Raw genomic sequence first — 13252 nt, 5'->3', positions numbered from 1 at the left:
ACCTGAAGCATCCGCCACCGACTTGGTGGCTGCAAAGCCGCGTGCCGCATCAACCGGTAATTCCGGCGCGGTTGCTTCCCGGGGCGTGCCCGACGGATCGGCCGGATCCGACACAACCGCCGTGTTGGCAATCACATCGATGCCCGTCAGGTCTGCCGCCACCGTCACCCCGAAGTTTACGGTGACGCTCGTTCCAAACGGAATATCCAGCAGCCAGTCTATGCGGCCGTTAGCATCATCAAACACCCCGCCGTCGGCATCGGCACTTCCGGCCACGTAAGCCGTGCCGGTTGGTATCACGTCGCGGATGGTGACCCCGAGCAGGTCCACATCCCCGGTATTTTCCACCGTAATCGAATACGTCAGCTCCTCTTCCGCCTGCGCCAGCCCGTCGCCGGAAGCATCCGCCACCGACTTGGCGGCCGTGAAGGTGCGCTCCGCACCTACCGATATCGTCACAAACGGTTGCTGCGTGCCGGCGACCGGATCGGCAACCAGCGCCGTATTGGTAATATCATCAAGACCAGTCACATCTTCAACAACCGTTACACTGAAACGCACATTTACCGTTCCTCCCGCGGGTACATTGATGGTCCACGCCACCTCATCGCCGGCAAAACTACCGCCCGTTGCCGTCGCGCTGCCATCGATATACGTTGTTCCCAACGGAATCTCATCCACAATGGTTACCCCCGTCAAATCGACGTCCCCGGTATTGGTCACGGCAATCGTATAGGTCAGGGCCTCGCCTGCCTGCGCCACGCCGTCGCCATTTGCATCGACGACCGCTTTCCTGCTGCTGAAGCTGCGGACCAGGTGCGTCAATGTCACCTCATCAAACACAGCACAACTGCCGTTGGTCACGGTCCAGCGCAGGGTCACGCTCTCGCCGGGTGCCACCGATACCGTTGCCGCAGGGTCGTTTACATCCGATACCGCTGTCGATGGCGTACCGGACACCACGCTCCATTGCCCCGCACCCAACGCCGGCGTTGCCGCTGCCAGTGTAAAGGCTTCGTCGTTAACCTGGCTTTGGTCGGCTCCCGCATCGGCGAACAGCTCATCGGCAACCACAACCTCCACCGCATCCGTCGGTGCAGACTCGCACGACAGGCCACTGGCCGTCGCCACCGTAATCCGGCGGAACAGTGTTGTCACCGTCAGGACCTCCGGTTGATAAGCCGCACCCTCGGCACCGGCAACCGGCAACCAAGACGCGCCGCCATCCGTAGACATTTCCCATCGGTATACGACGGTGCCCGTACCCGTACCTGCCGCCGTTGACATCAACTCAGCAGGCACTTCGCCATAGCAGACAGCCTGGTCGTTGCCAACGGTACCGGCGGTAGGCGTTTCATTGATGGTTAAGACGAATGACGATTCGGCCACACAGCCATCGACCGTCGTTGCATATTGATACAACGTATAAGTGCCCGCTACGGAAATCGTTTCCCCAATCTCATGGCGCGTACCGGCACCGCCGGCCTCAGTATAATATGCCTTGTCGCCGGTAATATCCGTACCGGTAATATCCGGCAGGGTAAACGCGCCGCATACCACCAGGTCGTCCTTCGCATCGATTACCGGCAACGGGTTGATGGTCAACGTTACCGGTGTACGGCTTGTGCTGACGCAGGTGCCGTTGGTAGCTTCGGCGTAATACGTCACCGTTCCCACCGTATTCAGGGTCGGGCTGGCCACCACATTGCCGCCCGTCGGCGCATCGTACCAGATGACGGTTACGCCAACAGGCACCGTAGCGGCCGCCGTCAGCGTTTGCAGCGGTGTGGTTGCACATTCGGCAACATCTCCACCGCTTACCGGTGCAGCCGGTACAACCGGTGCCTCGTTTATGGTTACCGTCACCGGATCGGCTTCGCATATAATCACCAGCGAGCGCATTTGCGCGCGGTATTCGCCGGGTGCCAGGTCTGTAAAAATAGGAGCCGGTCCGTAAGACGGCGTTCCGCCCACCGGATAAACCGCATACTCATAATCCGGATTTTCCGGAAAGATAATCTGTCCCAACGGATTGTCGCAATCCGGCTGTACGACCGTCGGGGTCACCGTCGTCGGCCGGTCGCTGATGGTTACTTCCAGCGCTTCGCTCACGCATCCCGGCACCGAAGCATGCTGCGCCGTCACGTAATACGTGCCAGGTACCAGATCCTCAAACAATGGGTCTGCTTGGTAACTAGTACCATCGATGGAGTACTCAAACCCGGTACCCAGCGGGCCGGTGATGGCAATCGAGCCGGTACTACCCGCTGCACAGTCCGGATGGGTAACCGTCACCACCGGCCGATCCACAAACTGGACCACCACCGGCACAAGGGTGCTGCACCCCGTCACGGGGCTCGTCCCCCGGATGTAGTACGTACCCGATTCGGTAACAGCCGCCGGATTGGCCAGCACGTCAGTACCCGCGGCGTCGGTATAATAGGCATAGGTGAGCCCCACATCACTCCCTTCGGTGACGGCCGCGGCCGTCAGGTCTATGGTTGATCCGGCGCACGCCACGGCTGGGTCGGTAATGACCACCGTCGGCAGCGCGTTGATAGTCAGCGTCACGGCCGTACGCGTCAGGCTGGCCAACGTGCCTTTTCGCGCCTCCGCATAGTACGTCACCGTACCAACGGCATCCAAGCTTGCGTCGGCAACGACATTCCCCCCTGTCGGGGCATCGTACCACACGATGGTCGTTCCATCAGGCACGGTAGCCGTGGCGGTCAGCGTCTGCAGCGGGCTCTCCGCACACTCCTCCTGGTCGCCGTCGCTGATCGGCGCAGCCGGCACAGACGGCAAGCCGGGAGTAGTTGCCGTATTGTCGGCATCGTCCGGGTCTTCCGTATCGCTGCTTACCGCAGCGGTATTGCTCAAATCTTCCGTATAGTCAGCCGGTGTCTGCACCGTTATTTCATAGGTCACCACCGCACCGCTCGGCAATACGGCAATCGTCTCATTGAGGTCGCCGTTGCCGGATGCATCCGGCAGCGTCACCGTTCCGGTGGTCACGGTTGCCGTCCACCCTGTAATGGCCGTACCCGCAGGCGCCGTATCGGCGATGACCACTTCCCGGGCATCGCTTGGCCCGTCGTTGGTCACCGTAATGGTATAGGCAACCGCCTCACCCGGTATATAGCTTTCCTGCGTTCCGGGGTTCACAACTTTGGCAACGGATACCGAAGCCTCCGGCGCAGCGGGCAGGGGTGCGGTCGTACATGCGTCGCAGTCCGGTTCCGGGTCTGGGGTCGGTGAGGTCACCTCCACCGTATTGCTCAGGTCGGCCATCCGGCCGGATTCCGTTGCCAGCGTTACTTCATACACCACCGTAGCCCCATCGGGCAGCAATGCGATGGTTTCAGCCAGGTTACCCGTGCCCGATGCATTGGGTAGATCGACGGTACCCGCAGTCACCGTCGCTGACCAAGCCGTCATCTCGGTATCCTCGGGCGCTTGGTCCGTCACCACCACGTTCACCGCGTCGTCCGGTCCGTTGTTGGTCACCGTAATGGTGTACACCACCTCTTCGCCGGGCACATACGCCTCCTGGTCGGGGTCTTTCAATGCTTTTACGACGACCAGATCGGCGCTATCCCGGGCTATCAGAATGGTATCCAGCACCATACAACCATCGGGAAAATCCACTTTGATGGCATATTCACCCGGCTCGGTCACCACCAGCTCATCAGCCGTGCCGACGACTATGCCGTCTTTCTTCCATTCGTAGCGGGACAATGGCGATCCGAAGAAACCAGCCGTGGAAATCGTATACGGAAATTCCGCATCAGCCAGGCTGATGTCCGGCCCCAGGCCTTCGATCGGCGAAGCCCCATCATAAGGCGCGATGTCCCAACCGGTGCTTCCCCCGAGGTCGAGGCTGTGCGACCCGGCAGCAAACTCCGCACCACCGGTCGCCGCGATGCGTTCCAGGCGTACATAGTCGAAGTCCACGGCTCCGTCGGCTTTCGTCACCGTCGCAACGGCCGACGGACTGCTGCTCACGATTTCGGTAAGCTGGCAGGGCGTACCACTGCCAAACCAGCTTTCCGTTATCGTCGTATTGGTTCCCGCAGTGAGCGTGTAACGGCTACCCGGGAATAAGATCAGTGTACCAATAGTATTGCCCGTGCCGTAGATGGCGCCGCCTCCCTTGTATTCAACCGTGTCAAGCTGGTTGTTTACACCGTTTATGCCTACCGCTGAGCTTACGTTGGTTTGCGTAAACGTGATTCGATTGGCGGCGATATTTGAGAAGCGCCCATGCAAATTTGAGGTTCCACTGATATATACCTGATGGTATGCAAGTCCTTCAGCAATAAACTGTTGCGTTGTGATCACTGCATCCGTCGCATCGAGCAACCGATTCGAAACTCCGCCGCTGTACCGCCAATGAGCCCCGGCATTGACGGCACTGCCGCTGATATCCACCGATAGGTTGTTGTTTCGGTTGTCATTATCAATCGCGTTTACCGTCAACGCAATCCCCGAAGCGATCAGCGCCCCTTCATACAGGAAGATATCGGTCTGGTTATTTGAATAATCGTTCGCGATGGTAAAAGACCCGCCCGGCTTCCGCAGTTCCAAATCAAAATTACCCAGCGTCTGGCCCGTCATGACGGTTGCAGCCGCCCCCCTTAATTGGAAGGTCGCATTCAGGGTCACTGCCGGGTTCAGCACGATGCTTTCGCCCCATGCCTCCATGTTCCAGGCCGCGTTCCTATTCAGAATCGGATTGTTTGCCGCGCCTGTCCAATCCATATTCCGGAAATAAGCATTCCCATTGTTTACGGTGATCGTCCGTGAAGCCGCTGTTGTACCAAACCCACTGTTGGCGTCAAAATACACATCATTCGCAACCGTTGGCACACAGGCGCCACCGGGACCGCCCGACTCGGTACTCCAATGCGAGGCGTCGTTCCAGTCGCCGCCCCCCCCAATCCAATAGCGGGCATCGCCGTCCGAAGGGATGATGGTCCAACCTGCGTTGCCCCCGGCATCCGCCCCCGAAAACGCGATGGGGAGCGTCAACGTACCACCCCCGCCCGAGGCCGTGATGTTCTCCATGTACACATTCGCCACATCCACGTCGGCATCGGCACCGAAAACAATGGTGCTGCCTGTCCCCAAGCTCCTGATCTCACCCAGGCCACTGCAATCGGGATGCACGGCCCTGAAGTATTCGTTGATGGTATTGCTCCCCTGAGCAAGCCATAGGTTACGGTTCTCACCTGTTATTAGCGAATCAATCACGTTGCCAGTCCCCGCAATCGCCCCCTGTCCCATAAATTCCAGCCGTTCGATGATGTTGCCGCCATCGATACGGGCAGCGGTGACCAACGACGGATTACTGAAGAGCAGTTCCCTGAAGCCGGTCTGGGTAACCGAAAAATTATCCGTATTGAGCGATCCGGTTGTTACATCGACCGCATCATACGTCACCATTCCCGCCACATATATCGAACCCGTAATGGTCAGCTTCGAATTATCCGCTTCCAACGTTTTATTACCAGCCCTATATTCCCACCTGTTGACGGTAATGTCCGATCCCTGCATATCCACATGCCGTCCATTGGAAACATTACTGGTGAAGATATTGATATTTACGGCCTTTCCTGCTAAATTCAGATGCCCCCTGTTCAACTGAAAGGATCCCGACGGATTTGTCCAATCATCTGTCAAGGTCACACCACCGGCCAATGGATCCTCTGCCGACTTTCGAACCAAGATGCGGTTGTTTCCTTTCGTGCTTCCGTTGGTGGTAAAGGTCACCGCTTCTGTTCCCCGCATATCCAGCATGCCATTCATGGTCACATTCGGGTTCAGTACCACCGAACCATATACTTGCATGTAAAAGTTGCCGCTCACCGAGAAAATCGGACTGCCCGAGATACCGGCCGCCCAAGTCATGTTCCGGCAGTAGGTATTGCCCGTGGTGGCTACGGTCCCTCCACCGTTCAATCCACTGTTGCCATCAAACACCACATCATCCCCGATAAAGGGGATACAAGCCCCTGGAGCACCGCCACTTTCTTCACTCCAATGGTTGCGGTCGTCCCAATCACCCGGACCACCGACCCAGTACAATGTCCGGCTGATGGTATTGGGCGTATTAATGATAAAGCCCGTATTACCTTCGTTGTCGATTCCGTTGACGGTCAATGGGGTAAGACTGCCCGTTGCTGCGATATTGGTCAGCAATACATTATCGATATCGACCTGCGCTCCAGCGGCAAAATTAATCGTACCGTCGGAAGTTCCGGTGATTTCTGTAAATCCGTCACAGGGCGCCCCTCCCGCCCGGAAATACTTATTGATGGTAATCGTCCGTCTGACCCATATATCCTTGTTAGGCGCAACCAACAACGTATCAAAAACATGACCGCCGTCGTCGATGATATTCAAAGTCCCTGCTATTTCCATGTACCCTATCACATTGTTCGCACCTCCAACCGTGCCGTTTCCGGCAATCGATACGTAGTTTACATGATTATTTTCCGACCTTATATGACCAGTCCCCATGAAAATCAACGAATCCACCGTATTTCCAGCATGGATACGCGCATTAGACGAAAGCGAGGGGTTGCTGAATACGAGTTTCCGGAATGTTGTATTATATACGGAAAAAAGGTCGTTATTTGGACTGTCAGATGTTGCTTCCACCTCGTCAAACTCACCGCCATCCGTTACTAAGCGAATACCCGTCTTTACATAAGAATTCTCCGCAACAAGCGTCTTACCGGTTCCCCTAAAGTAAAAATTTCGTAGCACGATAATGCTGCCATCTGTGATATCCAAATGTCGCGGGTTGTTATTGTCACTCAAAAAACTGAAGAGCTCCATCGTTCTCCCAGATGCATTTAGGTAACCCGCGGTCAAGGTGAGACCATACCCATTGTTGGCTGTACTTCCGGTATAAATCAGGTCGTCCAAGAGCGTCAGCCCGCTTCCCGGTTTATTGACGATAAGGTTCAGGATACCCCCTATCGTACCGTTAGCGATCAATGTGGCGGGATTGGATCCTGTAAACTCCACATCCACCACATTATCATAGGTGACCATCGGCGACAGGACGAGGTTTCCGTATACAAACAGCGTACTTGCACCTCCTTTTGCCAGCACAGGATTGTTCGGGACATCGCTTTCCCAGGTCATGTTGTTGCAAAACGCGTTGGTGTTGAGTGTCACCGTCCGGCTGGCCGACGTGAAGCCGCTGTAGCTGCCAAAAAACACATTATCACTTGCCGATGGCACGATGCTGGGTGTACTGCCTGTGGGGCTTCCCAACCGCCAGTGGTTGGCCAGGTCACTCCAGTTTCCTCCACCGCCTACCCAGTAATAGTCGTCCGCGTAGAGCTGGGATGTAAAAAAGAAAAGGACACAAACAAGTAAGTTTCTTCTCATGGGTAATGTTGTAAGGGTTCGCAAACGTTTTCTATGATTTAGGCTAAGAAACCAAGACCATATTTTAGATAGACACTCAACGTATTGATGCTGCAAACATAACCGGGCTCAGGAAGGGACACAATCGTATTTCTTGGAAATAAAAGTCATACATTTTCGCTAGTGCATCGTAAATTTTCTATCAAACAACTCAACATCAAGATAGTAACCCCTAATTAATTTGATTAATTATCAATCAAGTAACTAAAAAATTAGAGTAATAACAGATTGATACTTTGGGAGTAATGCCCGAAATTAAATAACTTTACACCACTCTTCTATTAGGAAAATTTCGATACTGAAGAATTGCTGGATACTGAATGATTACTCGATGTTTATTACAACCGTGACCGTTTCAAACCGTTTGATTTGCCGAATATTTCTTTTATGTGTGACGTTGCTGCTCATTGTGCAACTCCCTCGCGCTAATACCTCAAATAACGGATACCTAATTAAACAGTACACGGATGAGCATGGCCTCCCTCAGAACAGCATTAAAGGAATCGGACAAGATAATCTGGGGTTCGTTTGGTTGATCACCGAAAAAGGACCGGTTCGCTATGATGGGGATGGCCTGTTCAGGACGTTCGACGACTTGTCTACCAAGTTAAAAAGCGACCGTATGGTCGCCCTTTATCGAGGATCGCAGCCCAATGAATTCTGGGCTCAGAGCGAATTCAACGAAATGATCTTATTGAAAGACGGCAAACCAACCACATCCGAGAAGCCACTTTGGGGCGTGCTCCAAAAGCTTCGCTCCATCCGCGAAAAAACATTGTATCATAGCGTCCGCCTTCCACCGAGCTATCCCGACTACACGCCACAACACTTGGTCGTTCCGGATGGCGCTGGCGGAGACTTTGTCATATCCTCTGATTCGATATCCGTCTTTCCGCCATTCCACATGAGTCCTACAGCATCCATACCTTTTGCCGACGCAAATCTCTGGCAGTTTGCCAGTCTCCACGGAAAGCTATATTACTTCGAGGGCATCCGTCAATACACGGAAATCAATAAAGAAGCCTGCGTTGCCAAAAAAAACATTGGAGGCGATCTGTCGGATTTACCCAATTCGACTCCATTTAATCTTTACTGGAATCCCGTATCTAATCAGTTGTTTGTTTATGCGGCCAACAGTTTATATCGCCTCGCAGAAACCGAAGACGGAAATTTGTCCAGCACGCTATTACTGACAGGGTTCGATTTCCGGCAGCATGACATCATCGCTGTCCATCACCTGGCGTCCGAAGGACAGATCCTATTGGGCAGCGAAACAGATGGACTATTCGTCATCCAGAAACGGTTCTTTACCCCCTTAACGATAGATCTTCCCCATGCTAATAATGTGTTCTATACGCAGGCACTTTTACCCAATGGATCGCTGCTGTCAGACCACGGTGCAATATTTGACAACGATGGTACGCTAAAGCGTGCGCTACCATTGGTCGGTAAAAAGCATCAGAGGGGTCAGATCATCGGTCCCGGAGAGACAATCTGGATTCTCCTTAAAGACACCATCATGATCCTGTCGCGGGATGCGAGCCGTATCGTTGACATAAAGCCAAATCCGATGCAGCTAAAATATATCTATAAGGATGACTCAGCGCGTTACTGGCTAGGAGGAGAAGAAAACCTATTGGCGTATTACGACGCAAGTCGTGACACCTTTGTTGTCCGAGCCTCCTTGCCCAGCGCCATTACGTATATTGAACGGGCAGACGACTCAGTCCTGTTCATTGGCACCCGAAAAGGCTTATTCTCGTACAACACCGTAAGCACTACAGTCACCGGCATTCCCGCTTTTGGAGACATGCATATTCGCAGCATCCGAAGAGAATCGGACGGACGACACTGGGTAACAACTTACCAACATGGTTTTTTTCTATACGAAAACGGACATATAACAGCTTTCCCGCTAGACAAAAACAGGTACCTGACTACTTCCCACTGTACCTTGGAAGACGACAATGGTTTTATTTGGATAAGCACCAATAAAGGGTTATTCAAGGTTAGCAAACAACAATTGCTCGACTACAAAAAAAACAACAGCGAAACGCCTTTTTACTTTTATTATAATAAAAATTGGGGATTCGACAGCAACGAATTCAACGGGGGATGCATGCCTTGTGCCATCAAACTGCCAGATGGCCGTTTCTCATTCCCTTCACTACGCGGCTTAGTACAATTCGATCCGATGACTATCATCGACGAATTTCCGGACGATGCGATTATCCTCGACAAAGTATCACTTAATGGCGATACCCTACGTATTGGCGATACCATCCAAATTCCACGTAATTTTTCCAGACTGGACATTAAGATCGCTACCCCGTTTTATGGAAACCCACACAATATGGAAATTGAATATATGCTAGACCGTAGTGACAAGCCGTCAAGCGAATGGCTACCATTCAACGGGATTCATAACTCCCTGTCGATAAATAACCTTTCCTCCGGCAGCCATCTGCTCCGGATTCGCATGCGAAGCGGGCTAACCCTGAGAGATTTCAAATATGCCAATTTCCGTCTCCATGTACAGCCTTTGTTTCACGAAACCTGGTGGTTTACCGCTATTTTCTGCATGAGCATCGGATTGATCTTTTGGCTGATGATCTATGTCCGGACCAAGCTTGTTCTCAAACAAAACCGGTTGTTAATCCAGAAGGTAAACGAGCGGACCGAAGACCTTAAAAAACAATACGAATGGCAGCAGCACCTATCGGCATCGATTACCCATGACATCAAAGCACCACTCCATTATGTCGTCCAAACGCTACATGCCATGCAATCCAGGGCAAAAGCACAACGGATCACATCCGGCGAAATCCAGCAAATCTATCATGCCACGCAGCACATTTATCAATACTCAAACAACCTGACAAACCTATCGCGCATTATGCGCACCAAAGAATGGCTGGTGCTGCATGACGTTTGTTTACATCAGGTTGTCCAAAGCCAGGTCGACATCTTCCTACCGATCGCAAAACTCCGCGGCAATACCATTACCAATGAAATCCCGCAGGACACCGTCATCAATGCGCATGCAGATATCCTATCTGTCATCATCCACAATATCCTTGACAATGCCATTAAATTTACGAAGGGTGGCCAGATCATGATCAGTGTGGAGAACATGGCCGCCGGTTTGGTTTCCTTCAGCATTTCCGACACCGGGGTAGGGCTGCGCCCCGAGCAAGTGGCTTATTATAATACCAACCAGCACGTGCCGACAAACCGCAATGCTTTGGAAAAAGAAACCGGCTTTGGCCTCATGTTAGCCAAGGATATGGCCCAGCTGATCAATGCAGAAATGCACATTTGGAGTGTGTTGGGCAAAGGCACTACGATTGTATTTGCGTTACGCCAAAATCATGCAACCGGAATTTATCAATCAATTCCGTGATGTTATTGACATGAAGCTTTTCGTAGATTTTACTCTTGTAAGTGCCTACGGTCGATGTGTGGAGAAACAGCAGCTTGGCAATTTCGCCTACTCCCTTTCCTTCCGCCAGCAAACGGCATACTTCCAATTCCCGGTTAGTCAAGCTCCCTATCGGATTTTCCGTTGCTTTCTCGCCCGCGGACATCCGCTGCTCCAGGATATGCGCTTTGACGTCGTTGCTAAGGTACTTCTTCCCTTGACATACCGTATTCAGCGCTTCGCGGATAGTTATTTCATTACTATTCTTCTGCAAGTACCCATCAGCCCCCAAGTCAATATAGCGAAGCGCATAAAGTAGTTCTTCATAAGCAGACAGCACGAGTATCTTCACATGGGACTGAAGGCCCCGGATCATTTTGATCATATCAAAGCTATTTCCTCCCGGAATATTGATATCTAACACAACGATATCAATAAATTTCGAAGACAACAGCCGCAACAATTCGGGCATGGTATCCGCAAAAGACACAACCGTTTCAGGCATCCACTCCTGAATGATATATTTCATTCCCAATCGCACAGCGCTGTGGTCATCAACAACAGTAATGTGTAACGGCATTGCTGGTAGCAGGTTTGTTCGCCCGATAAAGGTAGCAAGTTTATCGTATAATTTAGAAACATTGGCTTTCCAAATTACCGAATATCACAAATCAAAACAACGTCTCCGCACGACCTTGCCGTGCGGAGACGTTGCAAAATTAACATGCGGAACCCCTTATCAATATTCCAACACGGTCACCTCCGTGCGCCGGTTTGCCTGGTGCTGCTCGCGCGAGCAGGGCACCCCGTTGCCGCAGCCGTTCACCAGCCTCGTCTCCCCATACCCTCGCGCCACCATCCGCTCCCTGGCGATGCCCCGGCTTACCAGGTAGTCCACAGCCGCCTGCGCCCTTCGCTGCGACAGCGCCATGTTGTAGGCGTCGCTGCCCCGGCTGTCGGTATGGCTTGACAGCTCGATCTTCAGCGTCGGATAATCCTGCATGATTGTTACCAACCGGTCCAGTATTGCTGCTGCATCCGGACGGATGTTGTGCTTGTCAAAGTCATAGTAAATATTTTCCAGTTCGATGCGTTGGCCAACGGTAAACTCCGGGTCCAGCAAAAGCGCAACATGCAGGGTGTCGCTTTTGGTAATCCCCACGGTACTTACCCGGGCCGAATCGGGGTGGAAGCCAGCTTTCCTGGCAAACACCTGATAGTCGCGATCACCATCCAGCAGAAACTCAAAGGTACCGTTCTCCGTACTTTGCCTGCTTGCGACAATCGTTTTACTGCCATCAAACAAGGTGACATCGGCCACCAAGCGTTCGCCGCTTTGCTTATTCGACGTGGTGCCTTGCAGCATGATGATGATTTTCGGCTTCTCCAGCACAAACGAATAGATATCATCTCCACCTGCACCTTCGCGCCTATCCGATGAAAGGTATCCGCTGATGGCCGTCTCATCATCCATTACATAAACAAAGGCAAAATCATCCTGCGGAGAATTGACCGGATACCGCAGATTCTCCGGCGTAGACCACTCACGTCCGGCACCCGTGGACCGGAAGATATCCAACCCGCCCATTCCGAGCAGGCCGTCGCTCGAATAATACAGCGTCCCATCAGGGGCAATATTCGGAAACATTTCATTCCCCGCACTGTTCACTTCGGAGCCCGCATTTTCGGGCGTGCCCCACTGCCCGTCATCCTGCCGCTTACAAAACCAGATGTCCGTTCCGCCATGTCCCCCGGGCATATCGCTTACAAAGTAGATTGTATTTCCATCAGGCGCCAGCGCGGCATGTCCCACGGAATAGCCTTTGACGTTGTTATAAGCAAATGGCTCGGCTATCCACTCGCCGGTAGACGCATCTTTCGTATAACGGTACAGCTCCAGCTTATTCGTATGGTATTTCGTGCGCCTTTCCTTTGAAACCACCCCTTCCCTTCCCGGATACGTACGCGTTACGTATAACGTTTTTCCATCCGGATCCGCCGTTACCGGACCGATGTGATAGCGGGCATCGTTGGGCATATCAGCCGCAATCGCTGGCGATGACAAGGCATTATTAGCTGCCGAGCGATCCGCTGAAAAAATCCTCAGGAACGCATTGCCTGTCCACCCATGCTTTTCACTGTTGCCTACGACATCAGGTTCAGCGGCATAAAACACCCTGCCATCTGCCGCATGTACTGCAAATTCCGACCGTTCGGTATTGACGGCCGTCTGGTTACGGATCAGGTGATTCGTCGGATTAGCCATCCAGGTAATCGCCGAATCACATCCCGCGATGAGGCTGGCTACGCCATCATCCGTCCCCTTCTGCGAGCGGTAAGCTTCGAATTGCTGCTTGGCCTCTGCATATTTGCCGTTTGCCTTCAGCG

The 13252-nt window shown here is 52.9% G+C and carries 4 protein-coding genes; 1 reads left to right on the top strand and 3 read right to left on the bottom strand.

Annotated features, from left to right (window positions below; all coding sequences use genetic code 11):
* A partial coding sequence (locus JHJ32_RS22095) for a DUF11 domain-containing protein (RefSeq protein ID WP_200122807.1) occupies positions 1 to 7404 on the bottom strand: 7404 nt, incomplete at its 3' end.
* 430 nt (positions 7405 to 7834) lie between these two features.
* On the opposite strand from JHJ32_RS22095, the gene JHJ32_RS22090 reads away from it, so the two are divergent.
* Positions 7835 to 10846 carry an ATP-binding protein gene (locus JHJ32_RS22090; RefSeq protein WP_200122805.1) on the top strand — a complete coding sequence of 1004 codons (3012 nt, stop codon included), beginning with the start codon at positions 7835 to 7837 and terminating at the stop codon, positions 10844 to 10846.
* Here JHJ32_RS22090 and JHJ32_RS22085 read toward each other — a convergent pair.
* Both JHJ32_RS22085 and JHJ32_RS22080 read right to left on the bottom strand, forming a co-directional pair.
* On the bottom strand, positions 10785 to 11444 hold the full coding sequence (locus JHJ32_RS22085; protein WP_200122801.1) for a response regulator transcription factor: 660 nt from the start codon (positions 11442 to 11444) through the stop codon (positions 10785 to 10787). The two genes, JHJ32_RS22090 and JHJ32_RS22085, sit on opposite strands and share 62 nt — an antisense overlap.
* A gap of 159 nt (positions 11445 to 11603) precedes the next feature.
* The coding region (locus tag JHJ32_RS22080; protein WP_200122800.1) for an OmpA family protein at positions 11604 to 13252 on the bottom strand (1649 nt) is incomplete at its 5' end.

Source organism: Parapedobacter sp. ISTM3, assembly GCF_016533505.1.
Classification (GTDB): Bacteria; Bacteroidota; Bacteroidia; order Sphingobacteriales; family Sphingobacteriaceae; genus Parapedobacter; species Parapedobacter luteus.
The sequence above is the reverse complement of the archived record's forward strand: the minus strand, read 5'-3'. Positions and strand labels throughout refer to the sequence as shown.